The sequence below is a fragment of the Arthrobacter sp. SLBN-112 genome, assembly GCF_006715225.1.
Taxonomy (GTDB): domain Bacteria; phylum Actinomycetota; class Actinomycetes; order Actinomycetales; family Micrococcaceae; genus Arthrobacter.
Genome location: NZ_VFMU01000001.1, coordinates 3,023,843 through 3,043,711, shown reverse-complemented (window position 1 = coordinate 3,043,711; position 19,869 = coordinate 3,023,843). Strand labels below are relative to the sequence as shown.

Here is a 19,869-nt window from a genome sequence, read left to right as displayed (position 1 = left end):
GCATGATCCGGCAGATACAGCCACTCCTGGTCCTCTCGGGAACCCCCTCCGGTCCTGCTTCCACGGTCCCCCTCCCAGAAGCGACCGCACCAGGACTGAACGGCAGCCGTAGGAGCATTCACGAGGGCATATTTCTGCCGGGACGCCCTTCCGAGGACGGGCGCCGGCTTGGCTGGCGCGCTCGACGGCGGAGTAGTAGCACTGCTGGGAGCACGATCCACATCAGGGGCGGGAAGTTCGCGGCGATGATCGGTCCCCAGCCGGCAGCATTGTAGAAGCCACTTGGGTCCGCCGGCCCGCCGTACATGGACGGCACAGCGGCCACGCAAAGAGCCACCGCGGCGTAGGCGACCCACCGGGTCCAGGACGGCAGAACCCCCGTGGCCGCGGCTGCATAGCCGGCCGCGCCGACGAACAGCGCGGTGACGGCGAAGGCAATGGAGCTGTTGTAGATCAACAGGTAACCCAACGTCAGTGCCCGGTTCACAGACGGGTCAGGGACCGGGGCCTGGGCGTCAAGGGCCAGACCGCCCTCGAACCCGTTCGCGACCAGCGTCACTCCCAGCCACACCGCCATGGAGGACACGACCAGGGAAGAGGCCCATCCGTAGTCCGGATCCGCACGGCGGATCAAGTGCCCCAATCCTGCCGCGAAGACCATCCCGGCCGCGTAGAGGCACAAGTCCAGCAGAACCCGAGTGAAGATCGCATCGTGAATGCGCAAAGCCTCGGCAGCCCCGGCGGCCCCGTCGTAGATCCCCACCGAGGCATCCTGAAGGAGATAAAGCGGAAACTGGGCAAGCGAGAACACCACCATGCCCGCAGCAGCCCATCCAGTCAGCCGACGGATCCCTTCATCACGCATGCTCACTGGGCCTGATCATCGACACGCTCCTTGAAGAGTCCGGGTTGTCAGTCTCATTACAGGATAGGAGCGGCGTAATTTGGGCAGGCAGAGTCCGAAGTCCCGCGAAAGCCGCAACGTAAGCAACGGTGGACGTTCGCGAAGAAGACGTGCTGAAGCCAAGGGAATCGTCGGTGGCTCTCCACGCAATTTAGCGATCCCCGAACCCCGCCAAATAGCGTCGAAAGTCACAGCTATGGCTGCATTTTCGACTTCGTTATTTGAATGAATGCTTCGTATCACCACCAATGGAGGCCGATGCCGGGCCTTTATCGCTGGGACCCACACAACCCGGTGACACCCCATGATTTGCCACAGGGGTAATCAGCTGAAGAGGGAATGTACGGGTAACCGGTAGTTAGTGGTGACATCGGCGAGGGAACTGCCTGGCTCCTCGGCGTAGTGGCGTCGGCTGCATTCCAGGGTCAGGTCCAACCGGTCCGCGATCGGTAATCTCATTCCCCTGGCGGTGTTTAAGGTGGGCCGGCGTATTTTCCTGACGGGCCAGATCACGGCACTGCCGATCCTGAACGGCGGGTTCAAATAGCGGTGCTTCTGCTCCTCGCTCAACTCAGCCTTAGCCTCCAAGGCCCTCGGCTTCCCCCACTCGGCGTAGGAGTTCGTGATGGCGTCACTGCCGAACGTCAACCTTTTGCCGGGGTCTGCTCGAACATCCGGTGTCCAGAGCAGCTGATGGTGAGCCTTGAGCAGCGGACAGCGGGAGTCGACACCTGAGGCCATTTTCCGCGAGATGCCTGGAATTTCGGGGGCAGCGCTCAGCAAGTCGATAGTGCCCGCGGCGACTCCGACACGAGGTCGAAGCCTTCATCCGTGCTGAAGCCATGGCGGTATCCGATGATCCACGGCAGCAGCATCATGAGCGTCCAGGCGATCCGTTTGTTGCCATCAATGTGTGGATGGAACCGGGCGACCGACTCCAACAAGGCTGCCGCCTTCACGGCTAGTTCCGGATAAGCTCCCGCGCCCATGACATTGGTACCCGGCCTGGCCAATGTTGAGGCCCAACAACCCGACATCACGAAGCCGTACGGTCAACTACCTGAAGTGCATCCTCAGAGTCCAGGTACGCTGTCACGCGTCCTCAAGTCGCTTCAGCAGATCAGCGTCATGACTCATCACAAAATAAAGGCCTTGGCTGATTTCGCGCCGGCGCGCGTGCTGCTGCAGAACCAACTCTGCGCCCTATCCGCCCCTTGAATTTGGTCCCGGGGGGAGCTAGGAGAAGGAAGCGCTGGCATCGTGGCTGGGCCTTTCCCTCATCCGCCAGGGCGTGACAGCGTTATCCCCGCGCAGCGCGGACGTTTACCCGCAGTCGCCGGCGGCGGCGCCATCACTTTTGAAGGCGTGGTGCCTGGAGGGGTAGCCCACGGCTGCCCTCCGGAGCCATGATGGCACCATGACTGATCCCCAACGGAAGCTGTCCACCGCCGAGCTCACCCAGGCCGGGCTCACCGGCTGGCGTCTGACCGGAGAGGCCCTCACCGCCACCTTCAGGACCCGGAAGTTCTCCACCGGGCTGGAGCTTGTGAACCGCATCGGCGCCTCCGCCGAGGAGGCCAACCACCACCCCGACCTCACGCTCACCTACCCCGAGGTCGGCGTCACGCTCTCAAGTCACGATGTCGGCGGGATCACCAGCCGCGACATCGACCTGGCCCGCACTATCAGCCGCCACGCAGCGGACCTCGGGGTCGCCGCCGCGGAGTGAGTTCAGGCCAGGGGTACGTGCCGAGTTTGTGAAGCAAAGCCTGGTCTCCACCGGCGAGGACTCCCCCATGTCCATTCTGATGCCCTCCGTCATGGGTGCCTTCGCAGAGTTCGAACGTTCCCTGATCAGGGAACGGAGCGGGAATTGCCTTGGCGGAGCAGCACAGAGCCTACAAGGGACGGAAGAAGACCCTGTTACCAGGGGGCTTGCCGTGCACCTTTTAAAGGCCGAGTTCGCCGTCCCTAGACGATATGGCGTTTCCGTCAGGTGGTGCGTGGGAATTCTGCCTCTGTCGTAGGTTATTTCCGTGTAGCCGTGCGGCTCGGGCCTACCTCGCTGTTTAGGTTCACAAACACAATTTCCTCGATGGTGAGGATGCTTCTGGCATTACATTTGGGATTGGGATGGTGAGCGATACTCCATGACGCCGGAGGTCGCCAGGCTGCTGCGAAAGGCCGCGCAACCTGGAGCTCGGTCGGCCTAACATGAGAAATGGAAACGCTGCGGGGAGAAACCTCATATGGGGATGAGTGGAAACTGGTTTTATCGCAAGTAAAACCCCTTCCATTACCTGTCCCACGTGCCGAAATCCCGACCGACCCTGGAATCTATATCTGGTTCCGCGACGGCCAGCCCATATATGTAGGTGAAGGACTTGGGGCAAAGGGGCTGCGCCGTCGACTGAGCTCTCACTTCAGTAAAGGCGCTGACCTGAGTCGCAGTACTCTCAGAGCGAGCGTTGCAGTGGCGCAACTGGGCATCGGCCGTTCGGTCGCCCGTCAGGGCCCGAGCCTGGTGAATGCCGACCAGATAGCAGTTGTCAATCAGTGGCTTCCTTCCTGTGAGCTGGGATGGATCGCTTTCGAAGGCCCAGAAGAAGCACACGCCCTGGAAGTTCGACTGCGAGACGAATGGCTCCCACCGTTGAACCTCGTCCAGCCCCAAGCCGTCTGCGTAAGCTCACGCCGTGGGACGATTCCCCCGTTGGAAACCGTTGCTCGGACGTCGCGGCTATCGCGACAGTTGCTCCTTGCTGCTCCAGGATGCGCTGAACTAGAAGAAGTAGATCGGGGGCTTGGGCTGACATTGACTCAACATACCTCTGCATGTCGTTAGGGGCCTTTTGAGGGAGTCAAAAACCACCGATATCTTTAGTCGTCTGCGGGCCGTCCGTCATGTATTTCACGTGGGTTTGGAGCTCTGGTTGCTTCGTTGTGGATGGGTTAGCGTCTTGTCCGTCCACGAGGCAGCTGACAGGAGCGGCGATGCGGGTATCGAAGGTGTTGGATCCGGCAAGCAATGCGGTGTCGTACACAGTGGTCGGCGTGGCCGGTGTTGTAGAACCGGTGGAGCGTTACCTCCGGTATTTGGCCGAGACGGAGCGGTCACCGAACACGATCAAGGCCCACGCCCACGATTTGAAGGACTGGTTCGTTTTCCTGGACGAATACGGGCTCGACTGGCAGTCGGTGAAGCTGGAAGACGTGGGGGCGTTCATCCGGTGGCTGCGACGTCCGCCGGACATGCGTGGCCAGGTCTTCTCGGCGCTTCCCACGATCGGGCACCATTGCGGTGAGGCGACGGTGAACCGCAAGCTTTCCACCGTATCGATCTTCTATCAGCATGCCGCCCGCCATGGCCTTGACCTCGGCGAGTTGATCACGTGCTGGGATCCGTCCGCCCGCCAGGGTGGCTGGAAACCCTTCCTGCACCACATGAGCAAGGGTGCCGCGAAACAGCGCCGGGTGGTGAAGCTTCCCGTGACGGCAAGGATTCCCCGCCTGCTGGCCCACGACGAGGTCCAAAGCATTCTGGATTCGTGTGAGCATCTCCGGGACCGGTTGCTGTTCGCGCTGCTCCATGACGCCGGTATCCGGATCGGTGAGGCTTTGGGGCTCCGACATGAGGACATCGCCGTAGCCGAACGGGAAGTCACTGTCTGCCGGCGCAACAACACCAACGGTGCGCGCGCAAAGTCGCCCCATTCGCGAACCGTCCCCGTCACCGCCGAACTGATCCGGCTGTATGCCGACTACCTCGACGTCGAATACGGTGACCTGGATTCCGACTACGTCTTCGTCAACCTGTGGGGCCGGCCCTACGGGCAGGCAATGACATATGCCGCCGTCCACGGGTGCGGCGGCTCCGGCGGCAGACGGGCATCGCCTTTGATCCGCACTGGTTCCGGCACACCTATGCCACTCGGATGCTCCGGGAGAACGTCCCGATCGAAGTGGTCTCTAAGCTGCTGGGCCATGCGAGCCTGACGACGACGGTCAACACCTACGCCCATATCTCCAGCCATGACGCCCGCCGCGCGCTGGCCGATGCGGGCTGGTTCGCCTCCAATAAGGTGACGTTATGACGACCCTGCATCCCGTGCCCGCACGAAACGACCTACTGCCGGTCCGGACGGGCCCCCGGGGGAAGGCTTACCTGGATGCCGCGCCTTGGGAGACCGAGTTTCCCAAGGACGTCTGGCATGCGAGAGACCTCGGTATCAACGCCCGTAGCCAGGTCACGGTCCACTTCGAAAACATCACCCGGCCCTGGTTGAAGCAGCTGGCCCAAACGATGGGCCCGCTGGCGGCTGACGACCGGACTAACAGTGGAATCCGCGGTGCTGGGAACCAAAGCCGTGGAAAGCTTCAATGCCTTTCTGGATTCAACGAGGATCCCGGTCACCGGCACCGCCGATATAGACCGGGAGGTGATCGAAGGGTTCCTGGCATACCTGCACACCCATACGGCCGGGACGACGACGCGCCGGATGCGGATCGGCCAGTTCAACACGTTTCTCCTCACCATGCGCCGTCACGGATGGGTGACCGATCTGCCCAGTACGGCCCAGATCTACACCGAGGACTATCCCAAAGAGACGGTCCGGCAACCCCGGGCGCTGAGCGAATACGTCATGGCCCAGCTGGAAAACCCGGAAAATCTTGCCAAAATGGCCAGTCCGGATCACCGACTGATCACTCTGATTCTGATCCGGTGCGGGCTGCGGATCAGTGACACGGTGGCCTTGACCCAGGACTGCATCGCGCGCGACAAGGACGGCGCCCCGTACCTGCGCTATCTGAACCACAAGATGAAACGCGAGGCCCTCGTCCCCATCGATGAAGAACTCGAACGGGCCATCGCGGAGCAGATCAGCTACGTCAACGGCACGGGCAATTCCGGGACAAACCCGCTTTTCGCCCATGACCGGGTGGACGTTTACGGCGCCGGACACATCAGCGCAAGCTCATACACTAACGCTCTTCGGCGATGGGTCAGGGACTGCAACATCACCGATGAAAGCGGCAACCCTGCCGTGGTCAGCCCGCACCGTTTCCGTCACACCTTGGGCACCAGACTGATCAACCTCGATGTCCCGCAGGAGATAGTGCGCCGGATCCTGGACCACGACTCACACCAGATGACCGCCCACTACGCCAGACTCAGCGACACCACCATCCGGCGGCACTGGGAAGCCGCACGGAAAGTCAACGCATCGGGCAGTGTCGTCGAGCTTGATCCCGACGGCCCCCTGGCCGAGGCCGCCTGGTCCAAACAGCGACTGGGCAGGACAACCCAGGCACTCCCCAACGGCTACTGCGGGCTGCCGGTGCAGAAGACCTGCCCACACGCCAACGCTTGCCTCACCTGTCCCATGTTCATCACCACCGCCGACTTCCTCCCGCAACACCGCGAACACCGCACCCAGGTCGTTCAAATCATTTCCGCAGCCGAAGCCCGCGGGCAACAGCGCCTGGCCGAAATGAACACACGAGTCCTCGGCAACCTGGACCGGATCATCCAAACACTCGACAACGGAACGCGAGAAGGCCCCAGCCACTTACTCGAGGAGGACAACCGTGCGGGCAGATAACAGCCGCCACATCCGGCTGGCGGCGGAGCGTCGGCACGAACTCACCCGTTCCAAAGCCGTCGCCGCACTCCGCGATTTCCAAAACCAGGGCGGCCCCGTCACCTTCGAAGCCGTCGCCGCCGCCGCCGGCGTATCCCGCTCCTGGCTCTACACCCAGCCCGACCTCCGCGCCGTCATTATCGGTCTACGCGCTGATGACCGCCCACAACAACCGCGCGCACGCCGAAGCAGTGCCAGCACGGACTCCCTGCGCGCCCGACTCAGCGCATCGCTGGAACGGAACCGCGAGCTCTCCACAGAAATCGAGCACCTCAGACACCAGTTGGCGCTTGCACTGGGACACTCGCGGAGTCGGAACACCAGCGGACCCTAAGGGAACCCGGTGTCGAACGCTGTACCTGGTTCTGCTGGACGTGTATTTTCTGCATCAGAGACAAAAGTGAGCGGGGGACTCAAAATGCAAGAAGCGGATGCGGGGGCGGAGTCACGCTGGACTAAAGCAGCGTCGAGGGCGGAGGGCTTGACTGACCTTGGGATAGGTGGAGCGGTCCGCCGGTACTTTTTGGTGCATTTCCCATTGACGGTTTTGGCTGGACTTGTCGTCGGATTCGCCCTGGCCTCCCTTTGGCCGGACGTCGCCGAGGGTTTCCTTCGGTCCGGGTTGTATCTAGGCTCGCTACTGGGAGGCCTCGGCGTTCTTGTTGTTGGCTGGGTCTATGGAAGCAAGAAGGTGTCCCCCATGGTCCGGGACCACCCAATCGGAGTCACGTTGGGCTTGACGGCAGAGGAAGTGAAGCACGTCCGACGCCAGGTTCTGGGCAAAGAGCCGATCGACATCAACCACATATCGGTCCTCAGAGGTGCGGCAGTTCAGATCCGGGTGGGTCTGGCCAAGCAATTGCTCTGGTCGCCCGGTCTCTTGATTTACTTCGCCGGGCAATCCCTGTCTCGAGGCATCCACTCCTTCCTAGACGTCATGATGATCGTGCTGCTGCTGGCCATGGTTGTGCTCTCAAGTCTTACGGCCCGCCAGTTCCACCAAACCGGCTTGTTCCTCACCTCCACGTCCCCCACTGGATCCGACGACCCGAACTGATCAGGATGTTGTGCGGCCGTCGCGTCACCGAATACCTGGGAATAGTGGAGCAGTCGGGCCATTAGACGCTTCCAGCCGCAAAGGAACCGTTTACTGGCGGAGAGACCGCAATTGCCACTGCAAACGACTTCAAAAAACGACGCTGAGGCTGCAGCCGTTCAGCAATCAAGCATCGGACGTGTCACGATTTTCAGTTTGCTCCTCGGACACGCGGGCCTGTGAGAGATGTGTCGTGGACACTTTCCACATCGGATGTGCCGCGCATCGAGGCACCGACGAAGAGGGACTAAAGATATCGGTCGTTTTCGGACCTGTTTGGTTCAGAACGAGCATCAGGCCACAGCGCGCGTGGATCCGGCGATCTTCTCTTGGTCAATTGGATTCAAGGATCGTTTCTGACTTGGGGGGCGGATGTCAGTTTGAGGAACCTTAACGTGCAGTTCTTTCCGTCGACCATGGTCGACGTTGAGCACGAATCGGTCGAGACCCTGGTCCTGTTGTCCTGTAAGTGCCCTCCGACCAGCGGATCAGCACATGTCGCGGAGGGTCATTTGCGCGATATCCACGATTTCCGCGTCCAACCGGTTTTCTCCGCCTTCGACGTACGGGGCGGGCGGATAGGTGATGGCTATACTCACTTGGCGGTTGCCGTCGGTGCTGGTCATGGAGGCGGTGCCGTATCCGAGGATGTCGCCCGGGTGGCCGAAGGCGAAGCCGTTCGTGCAGGCGTCGTTCCAGCGCCACAGGCCCAATCCGTAGAAGGAAGCGTCGGCTCCTTTCATCTCGTCAACGGTGGCTGGCTTCAGGAGTTCGCCCTGCATTAGTGCCCTGTAGAACGTGTTGAGGTCCGAAACGGTGGAAACGATACCGCCCGACGGTGAGCCAATCTGGTACGCGGGGTATGTAACATCCACTAGCTTGGCGTCTATGAGTAGGTAACCGTGGGCCATGTTCGGGGGTGGCGGTCCATCCAATGTCATGGACGTCCCCTTCAATCCCAGTGGCTCGATGATATCCGTCTTAATGACGTCGCCGATGGGTCGCCCCCGAAGCTTTTCCACCAGCATTCCCAGCGCAACGTAGTTCGAGTGCGAGTAATCGGTCTCCGGGACAGGGCCGTTCGTCCACGGCGTTTTTGCAGCCGCGGAAAGCCGTTCAGTGAGGCTTAGCCTCGTGCCAAGTACCTCGTTCAGGGGCTTGGATGCGAACACGTCCGGGGTGTACTCCGGCATCCCTGATGTGTGGTTCAGGAGTTGGCGGATGGTGATGGGCCCGGGAGGACGCATGAGGCCATCGAAGTCGGCCAAATGTTTGCCGACCGGGTCATCTAGTTTGATTTTGCCTTCCTCAGCAAGTTTTAGGACAGTCACGGCAACCATGGACTTCGTGACGCTGGCGATCTCTACAGGATCTGAGAGTTGCACGGGTTCTTTGCTCTCCAGGTTTCGGACACCGATCGCCTGGGACCATTCCTGGCCGTCTTTCCTGACGTGGATCAGAACGGCTGGTGCGCCGCGTTCGATCATCGCCTTGCCGAATATTTCAAGTTCCAAGTAGGGGTTGGGGGATGCAGATGGCTGCTCGGGCGGATTCGGAGCCGGTGTGCAGCCTTCAGCACCAACGATCATCGCCGCTGCGGCCGTGAATGCCACCAGCCGCAGGAACGGTGCCTGAAGCCGTAATCCCACCATGGCATCAGATCCTTTTGTGCCTGCCGGCATTTGCGCGGGGGAATCGGCCATACCTGCCAGAATCCTCATGTTCCTCACGGGATGCCCGGCGGTCAATAGCTGGCCGATCGGCCCGACCGACAGGATCCTGTAGCCCATCGTGTTCATGGACTTGAATGATTCCTCGCATTTTCCCGTTATTGCTGAACAAACCGAGATACCTGGGCCAATCAGGGTCAACTCTTCAGGCCCGGCCCAGCCGTAGCGCTGCTGGAAACCGCGTTCGATCTTGACTGCTGCCCCTGTCGCCGTCTCGACGATCAGATCATAGGTCGGGGCGTACCAAAACCGACCCCCAGGGCTGAGGCCACTGCCGAAAGCCGTCCGGTCTCCATAGGAAGAGTGGACCGATGACAAGACGGTTCCGTCAGCGTTCTCAAAATCGATGCGATACTCCCTCTCCACCGCCCAGATGTCTCCACTGACATCGGCAACGGGCCGGTCGCTCAGTTGAGGAGCTGCGCCGGCGGCCCACCGCCAAACCCACACATCCCCGATCACCCCTTCACCGGGCGAGGTTGCGTAATAGACGGCGGCATCATCGATTGATCCGTAAACCACACTTTTTTCGGCGGGTAGAGACGGGATTGGTGCCTGGGCGAGCACCTCCCCGGTGCTTGGACGCACGACGACGATGTCCCCGCTGTATGCGCCCCTGTGGACCCAAGAGACCAGATCAAGGCTGGAGTTACCCACTAGGTCCCGAATATCCCGAAACTCACCCCATTGACGGCGCCCGCGGGTTTCCTTGGGCTCCATCCAGCCGAGCTCCCTGCTGCCGTGTTCCCAGTCTGCCCAAACAAGCCTCGACGTCTCGGCATCCACATAGACCACACCGGTGGAAGTCGTTGTAAATGACGCCACGCGAGCCGGTGGCCATCTGTTTTCCCCGACATATAGGCCTTCCGCATCCGTGTAGAACAAGGCATCCGGGCCCCAGCCTTCGCGTCCGGCAACAGATAATTCAGATTGCGAAGTCGAAGGCACCGGAAAGGCCGAACCTGGAAGCGATCGCTCCCAATCCGGCTCCTCATAGGTGCAGCCGCCGACCCCCAACACTAGTCCCAGGCTGACAGTGAGCGCCGCTACCCGCTGACGCCCTGATTTACGACTCCACACCCCGCTGCTCACTTCCACACCCTCCGCTCACCTTGCCGCACATTAACTGGTTCACTCGTCGGACTTGAACACGATCGAGTCGAAGACGGCGCGTGCCTCTCTCGTCAGCTCCGGATTGATGGGTGGGTGAAGGGCCACCCAAGCCTCTCTCGTCAGCCCCGCATTGATGGCTGGGTGGTATTGGGCCACCCAGATCACAGCGCGCTGGCCGTTCAGGTCGACCACCCGGTAGGTTTCGCGTTCATTCTGAGTCGAGTACCAGCGTGAGCATTCGTTTGAGAATTCTGAGTGGATGCAGAACTTGCCGCGGTCGCAGGCTGTGATGTCCACGTCGCCCTCGACGGAGTGGTCGAACTCGAAGCCGGAGTAATCGCCCAGCACGACGTTGAGGGGAGGGGTGCTAGCCGTTGAGGTCTGCGCCGTCATCGCCTCGACGAAGGCCTCAGCCGACGGATCGAGCTTGACGAGCGCGTCCTGCCACGCGCACGCGTCCGTCGGCACGTAGTCGGCGGGCCACCAACCCACGAAGACCGCCCCTTCATCCGGGTGATCCGGGTCGTACTTGCCCAGGCCCCCGCCGCCGCCAGGCCAGCCGTCTGGGACGGTGATCTCGAAAGGCTCCGTGAAGCTGGTGACGGGGTACGTGCCGGCGTCGATGTCGCAAGTGCCGGGGCCGATGTCGCCGCTGCACGGCAGCGGTGCGACCGTGCCAGCCTCCATAGTTGGTGCGGGGGAGGGCCCCTCCGTAGTCGTAAAACTGGCGGACGGGAGGGAGACGTCGTCGGCCTCATATTCGCACCCGCCGAGACACCCAATCAGCGCGATAAGCAGCAAGGGCAAGAGATGGCGCGACCGCTGAGTAGCCTTTTCGAGGGGTGTCATGGAGCTCATCAATCCACCAAGCCGCTGCAGGATACTGTGGGGCCCCGCAGCCGGGTGGCCCGGCGGGCGGCCCGAGATGGGATGCCGTCGGCCTCAAGTCTCCTCCGACGCAGAACCCGTGACAATGAAGAGTTGTACGGCGCCAAATCTGGGGCAGCTTTTCACCGCCCGGGTCTAACTCGCCCTAGAGATCTGGCGGTAGCGTCCGTCTCGTAACCTATGCAAGGGCTAGCATTGCCCGCTACACGCATTGCCTTCCAGCTGGCTCCTACATGACTGTCCCCGTGCCGGGTCAAACCCTTGGGATCAGTTTTGGTCACGACGGCAGCAAAGCAGCGGTCTGCAAAGTCATTCGCATTATGTGTCCTGTCCACTCAAACGCGACGGAACCCCTCTTGGCCTTCGCAACTACCGGAAGGCGTCTCATAACCTTCCCGCCTCAAAACGCTAGGGATACGAGACGAGAAGTCCGCTACCCTGGGTGACGCTTCGGTGCCCCTACCGGTAAACGGTGGATCCCCTTTTGGCGTCATGCAGAGGACAGGAGGGCGCCGGCTACCTATCTTCCGTCCCTAGCCCTGCGATCGAGGCCATGCTAGGTTCAGCGTGATCAGGATGCCTAACGCGGTCCCTCTCCCGTTTGGCTTCTGACGCAACTTCAGAAAGCAGGGGCGACGATGCCAACGCTAATAATCACCCACGAGGTCGACGACGTTGAGCACTGGCTAAGCTCACCAAAACGCGCAGAAATCTTCGGTCCCGCGGGCATCACCGTTCGAACGTTCATTGATCCGGTGAAGACCAACCGTGTAGGACTCATCGTCGAAGTCCCGGACATGGATAAATTCCAGCGAATGATGGAGTCCAAAGCTGCAGCCGATGCGATGAAATTCGACGGCGTCCGCCCGGAATCAATCTTGACGCTCGTCGAATCCTAGACTTCGCCGGGCCGTTGAACGGACACCAAATCCTCCTGCTGGTTCAGCCGCTGGGACTGATGGGGACAATGTCATTCCGGCGTCGAGCTGCGTTAACGCCGTTGCTTTCGCCGTCGTGGGGCTGAGCGCCGGCATCAGGTTCGGGCTGCCGCCGGATTGCGGCTGGCTCGGTGTTGGCGCGGTCAGTAGAGGAAGACATCAACTACGAGTGCCGCGATTGCGCCGAGGCCGGCAAAGAGGACCAGACGCCGGGCCGGTGCTGACCGCAGCGGCCCCAGACCCAAAACCAGCGCCAGCGCGGCGAACCCGAAAACACCAGAACCAGTGTCCTGCCAAGTGACAGGGAAGACCGGAAGGGGCGCGTCCACGAAGAACTGCGGAGGGTTCACCGACCCTAGGATCCGGTTCAAGGCAAAGGACCGGCAAAGGCCCCAACAGCCGTCGCGATCAAATTCCCCGAACGTCTTTCACGGGCGACCAAAATACAAGGATCAGCGCAGTGAGCACCGACAACGCTGCAGCGTAAGAGATCATAGCCCACGCCAGCATCGTTGCCCTGTGCAGCGTCTCATAAGCGACCTGTCGCGAATGGGCTAGCGTTTCCAAGCAACCGGGCGGCAGGCGAGAGCTGACCTGACTGCCCCTTGCACCCGCGGAGGGGCAACCGAAGGCGACATGTTGGTGGCCCGACCTGACATCGGACTCGAGTTCTCTCGGCCCTCCAATAAAGCAGACGTAAGTGTGGACACTGTCCACACCCCCTTTGGCAGGACAAACCTCGGGGCGCGGCTCTCGCCGGCACGCCGTAAGACCGACTCCGAGGGGCGCTCTTTAGCGAGATCTCCGAAGTCATGTCGTCCCCGCTTCCCCGACGCATGAACAGGTGTAGGCCACCCCCGGCCAACCCGACAGAACGGAAACGAGGAACTGCATAACCCCACCCCAGCAGGCGGAAGGCCACCAGCCAGGGACTTGAACCCGCCACCCCACAAACCTGAACAGGCCCCGCGGCGGCCAGGCCACAGCCCGCGAACCACCCGTCAGACGACGCGACAGCAAGCTTTGATACACACGTCAAAGCAAAATCGCCTCTGACGAGGCGATCTGTCGTGCCCGAGGTGGGACTCGAACTGCATTCCCTCCCCTGTAAACACTGCGAGCCGGCGAAAACATGCGGAATCCGGAGCAGTCCGGAGGCTGTTTGGCCCAGTACGAGACGAAAAGTGTGGACATTGTCCACACCCCCTTCCGGGGGCGCTGGAGGACTACCGGGGCACCAGATGCCTGGAAATCTCGGCGGCAGAGTCCAGCAAGTCGACAGTGCCCGCGGCGACTCCGACGACGAGGTCGAAGCCTTCATCCGTGGTGAAGCCATGCCGGTAACCGTTGATCCACAGCAGCAGCACCATGAGCGTCCACGCAGTCCGTTTGTTCCCATCAATGAGTGGATGGAACCGGGCGACCGACTCCAACAAGGCTGCCGCCTTCACCGCCAGTTCCGGATAGGCTTCCGCGCCCATGACAGTCGTGGCCGGCCTGGCCAATGCCGAGGCCAACAACCCGACATCACGGATATGGAAGCCGTACCGATCGACTACCTGAAGTGCATCCTCAATGTCCAGGTATGCTGTCACGCGTCCTCAAGACGCTTCAGCAACTCAGCATCATGACTCATAACAAAATCAAGGCCCTGGCTGATTTCGCGCCGGCGCGCGTGGCGCTGCAGAACCAACTCTGCGCCCTGCAACAGAAGCGCGGACTTGGACGTGTGTTCCTCGGCGGCCAACTTCTCCAGCCGCCGATCGAGGTCTTCAGGGACACGGAGATTCATAGCCATGTCACTATGGTACCAAAACGGTACCCGCTCTTGACTGGACTGCACGCCCCGCTAATTGCACTAAATGCATCCGAGCAGCTCCGCGGTGTCACCTATCTCGCTGTGGGGCCGGTCGTTGTAGGCGGCGACGAAGCCTCCGATAGCCCGATCCAGTCCGGGGAGATCTAGTGCGGGCTGTGGTTTTCTGGTCCCGGGCCCCAGATGCCCGGGGAGGGTGGGAAGAACTTCGGTGTTGATGGTCCCGAAGAACCGCTCGATCTTTCCTCGGCCCTGAGGCCGGGCGAGGGTCGAGTGAATGATGCGGATGTGCAGCTCGATGGCAGTGCGTTCAAGGTGGTGGCTGGTGAAGTCGGAGCCGTGGTCCACGTGCAGGATGTCGGGCAATCCGCACATTGCCCAGCTGGGATCACTCTTGCGCCAGATGGCCTGCCGGAGGGCGAGAGCTGTGTTGAGCGCTGACGGCGCTCCAGTGAAAACGGTGTAGCCGCAGAGCGCCCGGGAGTAATCGTCCATCACTGTCGTCAGCCAAGGCCGGTCAGGTTTGCCGTTGGCTCCGTTGATGAGGATGTCGAGTTGGGTGTGGTCCGCTTGCCAGATGTGGTTTGGGCGGTCGGCGCGGCGTCGAAGGACAAGTTCATGCCGGTCCCGATAGGATGCGGGACCTTCGAGAGCCAGGGTCACCAGGGCAGGGTCCAGTGCCTGGACGATCTTGCGGACAACGGAGTAACTCGGCGCTTGGGTGCCTCGTCTGCCTGCTTCGGCCGCCGTAAGTCGGTGCAACGTTGCGATACTCGGGCGCGGTCTGGTCAGCGCGAGTCCCTCGATAAACCTAACCATTCCTGGGTCTATGCGCCGCGTGCCGGCATCGGCGCGCGGTCGCAGCTCGAGAGCACCCGCGCCACCAGCCGGTAGAGCCGAAGCCAGCGTTGAAGAGTGCGGGTGCTAATCCCGGTTTCACGGGCGAGGGCGGTAAGCGGGATCTGGTCCTCGACGTGAAGTCGAAGGACTCTCCAGCGCTCACCGCCGGTCAGGAACACCTACATGGTGATGCCCTCGCGCGCGGCGAGGGCTTGCTGGTGGCGGTAGAGAGTGGCACGGCTCCAGCCCACGAGGCGTGCGGCGTCTTCCGCGGTGCGTCCCTTCGCCCGGGCGTCCTGCGCAATCGCGAGCTTGTCGGCAATGACAAGCGGATCCGTCAGTGGCCGGCCAAAGCGTGTTCCGTTCTGCCTGGCAGCGGCGATGCCGGCGTTGACGCGCTCTACGATCAGCTCGCGCTCATACTCGGCCAAGGTGGCGAGCATGTTCAGCATTAGCCGGCCCGTCGAGGTTGCCGGGTCGATGCCGTCTGAGATTGACTGGACCTGGACGCCGCGTTCTCTCAGCAGGTTCACGGTGTTCAGCACGTCGATCAATGACCGGCCCAGCCGATCGACCCGCCACACAACGACAGTGTCGCCCTCCTCTGCATACTCGAGGAGCCTCTTCATCCCGGGCCGCTCGATCGCCGTCTTGCTTCCGGAGGTCACGTCGGCGAAAACGTCGCGCTTCTGCACGCCGGCGGAGACGAGTGCGTCGAGCTGCAGCTGGGCATCCTGGCTCGAAGTACTCACCCGCGTGTAACCCAAATGCCTCATTAGGCCATTCTGACTCAAAAAGTCCCTTACGGGTCCCTGCTGAGACGATTTATGGTGAGACGTGTTTGCAAGACAACGGCGTGCCCGGCTTTCTCAGCCGGCTGCTGGCCCCTCCTAAGGTCCAGAAAAGTGTCTCAGAAAGCTTTTGTTTTCTAAGACATTCCCACTCGTCAGTCGCGCCGCGCCCGGAGCGGACGGTCAACTAGGGTCCTATACCGGTCGCAGGTAACGGCGGCCCAGACGAACTACTTCATCGTCTGGGCCGCGCTTTGTCCGGCTTCAGGGAGTGAGAATTTCCTTGGCTACCGTGATGGCGGACATCGCTTTGGGCCATCCTGCGTAGAAGGCCAGATGAATGATGGCTTCTTTGAGTTCCGTTTCCGTCAGGCCATTGTCCTTGGCCCGAACGAGGTGCCCGCGGAGCTGTTCGGTGCTGCCGCTGGTGACCAAACTGGCGACGGTGACCAGGCTGCGGTCGCGCGGGGACAATTCGGCACGCTCCCACACGTCTCCGAAGAGTACGTTATCGGTGAGGTCGACGAGTTTGGGGGCGAAGTCACCGATGAGTTGCTGGGCACGTGTTTGGGTTTGTTCGTTCATGGCTGGTCCTTCGGATGGTTGGTTGTGCATGAGCGTGGCTTGCCAAGGTGCTATTTTTCGAGGAGTCCGATGCGTTGCAGCCAGGAGTCGATGTCCGGACCGGCGTCCCTGACTTCCTCGCCTTTCACCGCCAAACCTTGGCCAATGACCCCGCCAGGACAGAATTTGGTGTAGTCGCTTCCGGTGTTGCCGAGCCCGCTCATAGCGTGGGTGGTGACTGGATGGATCGTTTTGCCGGTGAAGTCGTAGCTCTCGGCAAACGTGGCCATGATCATGGGTGCGCGGACGTTCCATATCCCGCTGGCCAGCAGAATGGTGTCGTACTGGTCGATGGCCGGCAGGGGGTTGGCGATGTCAGGGCGGGCGTTGTCGTTTTGCTCGCGGACGTTGCGGGCCACGGTGGCGTCGTAGCTGTCGGGATAAGGGTCGGCGGCCTCGATACGGTGAACATCGCAGTCGAGGCGGTCATTGATCATGCCGGCAAGGACTTCCGTGTTGCCCACTATCAGGTCCGTCCGGCCTCCGTAGTAGTAGTTCTCGCCGGCACGGGAGAAGTAGGCCAGCAGCACCCGGCCTCGACTTTGGCGGGCTGGTGGGTTCTGCGAAGACGGTTCTTGTGAAGGCATGGTGCTTACTCCTGGGGTGCAGCCAGTTGTTGCTGTGCCCATCAGCACGCCAGCCAGCGCTCCGACTCCGAAGCGAAGTACTGAGCGCCGGCCAGCGTCTGGTGGCGTGTTCATGGCTGGACGGATCAGCTGTACCGGCGTCCGCCCAGCCAGCCCACCATGGCCGGGTCGCGGTGGTCGAAGAACTGGCTGTCACCGGTATCCAAGCCTGCGATGGCGCCCATTTGGTCCTCGGTCAGGGTGAAGTCGAAGACGTCGAGGTTCTGCGCCATGCGCTCGGGTCGTACGGATTTGGGGATCACCACGACGTTGCGCTGGATGAGCCAGCGGAGCACGACCTGGGCGACGGATTTGCCGTGGCTTTCCCCGATCGCGGCAAGGGTTTCGTTCGTGAAGAGGCCGTTCTTGCCTTCGGCGAAGGGCCCCCACGATTCGATCTGAACGCCTCGTTCGATCATGAGTGCCTGGTCCTCTGCCCGCTGGTGGAAGGGGTGCGTTTCAATCTGGTTCACGGCGGGGACGATCTCGTTGTGGTCGATGAGGTCCACGAGACGGTCTGGGTGAAAGTTTGAGACACCGATGGCGCGGGCGCGGCCTTCTTTGTTGATTTCCTGCATGGCCCGCCATTCGCTGTAGTAGTCACCGAGCGGCTGGTGGATCAGGTACAGGTCCACATAATCCAGGCCGAGGCGGGTCAGGGAGTTTTCGAAGGCGCGCTTGCTGTCGTCCTGGACGTTGCCGGTGGGGGCGTGCTGGATCCAGAGCTTGGTGGTGACGAAGAGGTCCTCGCGGGCCACGCCACTTGCTTTGATCGCGGCGCCGACGGCCTCTTCATTGCCGTAGGACGCTGCCGTATCCAGATGGCGGTAGCCGGCTGCGATTGCGGCTTCGACCGCGGCTTGGGTTTCATTGTCCGGGATCTGGAAGACGCCGAAGCCGAGAATCGGCATCTCTACGCCGTTGTTAAGGGTCACGTTGTGCATGGTTTTTTCCTTTGCGTTGATGTGGTTATCAGTTGGTCTGACGGCTGTGCGCGGTTTGGTAGTCGGCGTCATGGACGGGTTCAAGCCAGGTGGCGCTTTCCCCGTTGAGGCGTTCGACCATGGCCAGGTGGCACATCATGCTCTCCGATGTTGCTCCGTGCCAGTGTTCTTCACCTGGCGGGGTGTGGACTGTGTCTCCGGGGCGCATGACGATCACGGTGCCGTCCCGTGTCACCACGAGTCCGGCGCCCTCGGTGCAGTGCAGGGTTTGACCGAGGGGGTGCGAATGCCAGTTAGTGCGGGCACCGGGTGTGAAGTGCACCAGGGCGGCCGTCAGTTGCGAGGGTGCCTCGCCGGTGTGGAGCGGGCTGAGGTAGGCGTCGCCGGTGAATCTTTCCTTGGGTGCTTTGACCGTTGGTGCGGGGTTGATGAGTTTCATGCGGTTCTCCTTTGTCCGTGGCGCAGCGTCAGGGAGGCTATGACGAGAATGACGAGGATGACAGCGGTCCAACCGAGGCTGGTGCGCAGCCCGTCCATGAACCGTCCGCTTGCGAGGACGGCACCGAATATCGCGACGCCGAGGGAGCCGCCGACCTGTCGTGCGGTGTTGACCACGCCGCTGGCCGTGCCCGCGCGTTGGGCGGGCACGTTGTCCATGACGATCGCGATGATCGGCGGCACGGTGAAGGATCCGCCGACACCGACGGGCACCATGACGAGTGCGACCAACAGCGCCGGTGAGTCCGAGGGTAGGAGGCAAAGCCCGGTGAGCCCGACTGCCATGATGATTTGTCCGGCTGCGATCATGGCGACCTCTCCGTAGCGGGCCATGAGCCGGGCAACCAAGGGGTTGAGCAGTGCAACGAGTGCGGTCATCGGCAGGAACAACAGCCCGGTCTCCAGTGCTGTGGCACCGCGTTGCTGTTGGAAGTAGAGGCTTTGCAGGAATACGACGCCGTAAAAGGCTGCCATGGTGACCAGCGCAATGGCCAGGGTGGTGGAGACCGTTCGAGAGCTAAACAAATCAAGTGGGATCATAGGCGTCCGCCCCCTGGCCTGGACGATCAGGAACGCCGTGAGTGATACGGCAGAGACTGCGAAAACCGTGAGTATCCCGGGGCTTCCATATCCTGTAGACGCTCCCTCGATGATGCCGTACGTGAGGCTTGCCAGCGCCAGGACAGCGGTGATTTGCCCGGTCCAGTCGAACGGAGAGGGCCGGCGCGGCGACTTGCCTACCCGCGAGAGCACCATGAGGGCGACTGCCCCCACGGGGAGGTTAACGAAGAAGATCAGCCGCCAGTCGATCTCGGTGAGAAGACCCCCGAGCACTGGTCCCGCCGCGGCCGCGACGGAGCCTCCCAGGCCCCAGTACACGATGGCCCGGCCTCTCTGTGTCGCGTCATGGTATGCCTCCCGGATCAGGGCAAGGGAGGTCGGAGTGATCATTGCTGCTCCGATACCCTGAAGGATCCGGCTGAGGATCAAAGCGGCAAGGGTGGGGCTGAATGCACACGCCGCCGACGCGACAGTGAACAGGATCATCCCCATCCCATACGCCCGGCGGGCCCCGGTTCTGTCGGAGAACGTCCCGGCAAATAGCTGCAGCGCCGAGAACATGAGCGTGTAGCCGGTGACGACCCACTGCAACCCTGCCAGGCCGCCGCCGAGGTCGTTCCGGATCGCGGGCAGTGCCACATTCACGATCTGCGCATCCAGGGCCACGACGAAGAAGCCAAGCATGGCTACCGTCAGTGAAGCCCTCGGCCGTGCCGCGGTTTTCGCAGGGCTGACAGCAGTCAGGGACATGGGGTCCTTTCGGGTGAGAATGGGAGCTTCTTCAAGCAAACCAGCCCTTTCCCATGCGCGGGAGTGCCTGCTGTGCGGTGTACTGGCAGTTCCTGTTAGGCAGACTTG

General features: G+C 61.7%; 24 protein-coding genes and 3 pseudogenes. 10 read left to right on the top strand and 17 right to left on the bottom strand.

The genetic code is table 11. From position 1 onward, the window contains the following. Positions 1-118 precede the first annotated feature (118 nt). The 3 genes from FBY33_RS14040 to FBY33_RS14030 form a co-directional block, all read right to left on the bottom strand. Entirely contained in the window at positions 119-871 is a 753-nt protein-coding gene (locus FBY33_RS14040) for a hypothetical protein (RefSeq protein WP_142031087.1), read from the bottom strand. Positions 872-1,228: 357 nt separating this feature from the next. Then, positions 1,229-1,645, bottom strand: coding sequence for a DUF6994 family protein (locus FBY33_RS20950; RefSeq protein WP_442858350.1), 417 nt, complete (start codon positions 1,643-1,645; stop codon positions 1,229-1,231). A gap of 35 nt (positions 1,646-1,680) precedes the next feature. Next, entirely contained in the window at positions 1,681-1,863 is a 183-nt protein-coding gene (locus FBY33_RS14030) for a Fic family protein (protein ID WP_235010572.1), read from the bottom strand. A gap of 28 nt (positions 1,864-1,891) precedes the next feature. Between FBY33_RS14030 and FBY33_RS20540 the strand changes: the two genes are divergently transcribed. From FBY33_RS20540 to FBY33_RS20740, 3 genes and pseudogenes are all read left to right on the top strand, one after another. Next, positions 1,892-2,122, top strand: coding sequence for a hypothetical protein (locus tag FBY33_RS20540; protein ID WP_200831480.1), 231 nt, complete (start codon positions 1,892-1,894; stop codon positions 2,120-2,122). A gap of 199 nt (positions 2,123-2,321) precedes the next feature. Then, complete coding sequence (locus FBY33_RS14025; RefSeq protein ID WP_142031086.1) at positions 2,322-2,633, top strand: 4a-hydroxytetrahydrobiopterin dehydratase; 312 nt, start codon at positions 2,322-2,324, stop codon at positions 2,631-2,633. Between the two features lie 4 nt (positions 2,634-2,637). Continuing rightward, a pseudogene (locus tag FBY33_RS20740) lies at positions 2,638-2,833 on the top strand (recombinase family protein); the annotation flags it as partial. 55 nt (positions 2,834-2,888) lie between these two features. Here FBY33_RS20740 and FBY33_RS20735 read toward each other — a convergent pair. Then, positions 2,889-3,016: pseudogene (locus FBY33_RS20735) on the bottom strand (acyl-CoA thioesterase); the annotation flags it as partial. A 109-nt stretch (positions 3,017-3,125) separates the two neighbouring features. Here FBY33_RS20735 and FBY33_RS20875 point away from each other — a divergent pair. From FBY33_RS20875 to FBY33_RS13990, 6 genes and pseudogenes are all read left to right on the top strand, one after another. Beyond that, a complete protein-coding gene (locus FBY33_RS20875; RefSeq protein ID WP_327436754.1) occupies positions 3,126-3,749 on the top strand; it encodes a GIY-YIG nuclease family protein in 624 nt (207 codons plus the stop codon). Positions 3,750-3,808: 59 nt separating this feature from the next. Continuing rightward, a pseudogene (locus tag FBY33_RS14005) lies at positions 3,809-4,699 on the top strand (site-specific integrase); the annotation flags it as partial. Between the two features lie 20 nt (positions 4,700-4,719). Beyond that, positions 4,720-4,998 (top strand): tyrosine-type recombinase/integrase, encoded by a 279-nt coding sequence (locus FBY33_RS20840; protein ID WP_327436753.1) that lies wholly within the window; start codon positions 4,720-4,722, stop codon positions 4,996-4,998. A gap of 255 nt (positions 4,999-5,253) precedes the next feature. Next, a complete protein-coding gene (locus FBY33_RS14000; protein ID WP_235010570.1) occupies positions 5,254-6,507 on the top strand; it encodes a tyrosine-type recombinase/integrase in 1,254 nt (417 codons plus the stop codon). Beyond that, positions 6,494-6,880: a DUF6262 family protein gene (locus FBY33_RS13995; protein WP_142031084.1), complete on the top strand. Its 387-nt coding sequence runs from the start codon at positions 6,494-6,496 to the stop codon at positions 6,878-6,880. Before FBY33_RS14000 ends, FBY33_RS13995 begins: the two co-directional genes overlap by 14 nt. Positions 6,881-7,027: 147 nt before the next feature. Then, positions 7,028-7,603 carry a hypothetical protein gene (locus tag FBY33_RS13990; RefSeq protein WP_142031083.1) on the top strand — a complete coding sequence of 192 codons (576 nt, stop codon included), beginning with the start codon at positions 7,028-7,030 and terminating at the stop codon, positions 7,601-7,603. A gap of 527 nt (positions 7,604-8,130) precedes the next feature. On the opposite strand, the gene FBY33_RS13985 is transcribed toward FBY33_RS13990, so the two are convergent. Then, positions 8,131-10,470, bottom strand: a complete 2,340-nt coding sequence (locus FBY33_RS13985; RefSeq protein ID WP_160141961.1) for a serine hydrolase domain-containing protein — start codon at positions 10,468-10,470, stop codon at positions 8,131-8,133. A gap of 33 nt (positions 10,471-10,503) precedes the next feature. Continuing rightward, entirely contained in the window at positions 10,504-11,343 is an 840-nt protein-coding gene (locus FBY33_RS13980) for a hypothetical protein (RefSeq protein ID WP_142031081.1), read from the bottom strand. A 668-nt stretch (positions 11,344-12,011) separates the two neighbouring features. On the opposite strand from FBY33_RS13980, the gene FBY33_RS13975 reads away from it, so the two are divergent. Further along, positions 12,012-12,272, top strand: coding sequence for a hypothetical protein (locus tag FBY33_RS13975; RefSeq protein WP_142031080.1), 261 nt, complete (start codon positions 12,012-12,014; stop codon positions 12,270-12,272). A gap of 182 nt (positions 12,273-12,454) precedes the next feature. On the opposite strand, the gene FBY33_RS13970 is transcribed toward FBY33_RS13975, so the two are convergent. The 11 genes from FBY33_RS13970 to FBY33_RS13925 form a co-directional block, all read right to left on the bottom strand. Further along, positions 12,455-12,661: a hypothetical protein gene (locus FBY33_RS13970; RefSeq protein WP_142031079.1), complete on the bottom strand. Its 207-nt coding sequence runs from the start codon at positions 12,659-12,661 to the stop codon at positions 12,455-12,457. Between the two features lie 876 nt (positions 12,662-13,537). Next, positions 13,538-13,906: a type II toxin-antitoxin system death-on-curing family toxin gene (locus tag FBY33_RS13965; protein WP_142031078.1), complete on the bottom strand. Its 369-nt coding sequence runs from the start codon at positions 13,904-13,906 to the stop codon at positions 13,538-13,540. Next, positions 13,903-14,109, bottom strand: coding sequence for a ribbon-helix-helix protein, CopG family (locus tag FBY33_RS13960; protein WP_235010569.1), 207 nt, complete (start codon positions 14,107-14,109; stop codon positions 13,903-13,905). Before FBY33_RS13960 ends, FBY33_RS13965 begins: the two co-directional genes overlap by 4 nt. A gap of 60 nt (positions 14,110-14,169) precedes the next feature. Continuing rightward, a complete protein-coding gene (locus FBY33_RS13955; RefSeq protein WP_327436752.1) occupies positions 14,170-14,889 on the bottom strand; it encodes a DDE-type integrase/transposase/recombinase in 720 nt (239 codons plus the stop codon). Positions 14,890-14,954: 65 nt separating this feature from the next. Next, complete coding sequence (locus FBY33_RS20870; RefSeq protein ID WP_327436751.1) at positions 14,955-15,146, bottom strand: helix-turn-helix domain-containing protein; 192 nt, start codon at positions 15,144-15,146, stop codon at positions 14,955-14,957. Further along, entirely contained in the window at positions 15,147-15,743 is a 597-nt protein-coding gene (locus tag FBY33_RS13950) for a recombinase family protein (RefSeq protein WP_142031077.1), read from the bottom strand. A 279-nt stretch (positions 15,744-16,022) separates the two neighbouring features. Beyond that, the gene (locus tag FBY33_RS13945) at positions 16,023-16,343 is read right to left on the bottom strand and encodes a carboxymuconolactone decarboxylase family protein (RefSeq protein ID WP_142031076.1); all 321 of its coding nucleotides are present in this window, start codon (positions 16,341-16,343) and stop codon (positions 16,023-16,025) included. 50 nt (positions 16,344-16,393) lie between these two features. After that, the gene (locus FBY33_RS13940) at positions 16,394-16,969 is read right to left on the bottom strand and encodes a flavodoxin (RefSeq protein WP_235010568.1); all 576 of its coding nucleotides are present in this window, start codon (positions 16,967-16,969) and stop codon (positions 16,394-16,396) included. A 125-nt stretch (positions 16,970-17,094) separates the two neighbouring features. Then, a complete protein-coding gene (locus FBY33_RS13935) occupies positions 17,095-17,952 on the bottom strand; it encodes an aldo/keto reductase (protein ID WP_142031074.1) in 858 nt (285 codons plus the stop codon). A 28-nt stretch (positions 17,953-17,980) separates the two neighbouring features. Then, the gene (locus FBY33_RS13930; protein WP_142031073.1) at positions 17,981-18,391 is read right to left on the bottom strand and encodes a (R)-mandelonitrile lyase; all 411 of its coding nucleotides are present in this window, start codon (positions 18,389-18,391) and stop codon (positions 17,981-17,983) included. After that, complete coding sequence (locus tag FBY33_RS13925) at positions 18,388-19,800, bottom strand: MFS transporter (RefSeq protein ID WP_442858331.1); 1,413 nt, start codon at positions 19,798-19,800, stop codon at positions 18,388-18,390. The genes FBY33_RS13930 and FBY33_RS13925 overlap by 4 nt, the downstream gene beginning before the upstream one ends. Positions 19,801-19,869 lie beyond the last annotated feature (69 nt).

Bases quoted from the DNA above. Each gene is read 5' to 3' on its own strand.
- FBY33_RS13930 (WP_142031073.1), bottom strand. From the start codon at position 18,391: ATGAAACTCATCAACCCCGCACCAACGGTCAAAGCACCCAAGGAAAGA.
- FBY33_RS13950 (WP_142031077.1), bottom strand. From the start codon at position 15,743: ATGAGGCATTTGGGTTACACGCGGGTGAGTACTTCGAGCCAGGATGCC.
- FBY33_RS13975 (WP_142031080.1), top strand. From the start codon at position 12,012: ATGCCAACGCTAATAATCACCCACGAGGTCGACGACGTTGAGCACTGG.
- FBY33_RS13960 (WP_235010569.1), bottom strand. From the start codon at position 14,109: ATGGCTATGAATCTCCGTGTCCCTGAAGACCTCGATCGGCGGCTGGAG.
- FBY33_RS20540 (WP_200831480.1), top strand. From the start codon at position 1,892: ATGACATTGGTACCCGGCCTGGCCAATGTTGAGGCCCAACAACCCGAC.
- FBY33_RS13940 (WP_235010568.1), bottom strand. From the start codon at position 16,969: ATGCCTTCACAAGAACCGTCTTCGCAGAACCCACCAGCCCGCCAAAGT.
- FBY33_RS14025 (WP_142031086.1), top strand. From the start codon at position 2,322: ATGACTGATCCCCAACGGAAGCTGTCCACCGCCGAGCTCACCCAGGCC.
- FBY33_RS20950 (WP_442858350.1), bottom strand. From the start codon at position 1,645: ATGGCCTCAGGTGTCGACTCCCGCTGTCCGCTGCTCAAGGCTCACCAT.
- FBY33_RS13980 (WP_142031081.1), bottom strand. From the start codon at position 11,343: ATGAGCTCCATGACACCCCTCGAAAAGGCTACTCAGCGGTCGCGCCAT.
- FBY33_RS13945 (WP_142031076.1), bottom strand. From the start codon at position 16,343: ATGAACGAACAAACCCAAACACGTGCCCAGCAACTCATCGGTGACTTC.
- FBY33_RS13935 (WP_142031074.1), bottom strand. From the start codon at position 17,952: ATGCACAACGTGACCCTTAACAACGGCGTAGAGATGCCGATTCTCGGC.
- FBY33_RS20875 (WP_327436754.1), top strand. From the start codon at position 3,126: ATGGAAACGCTGCGGGGAGAAACCTCATATGGGGATGAGTGGAAACTG.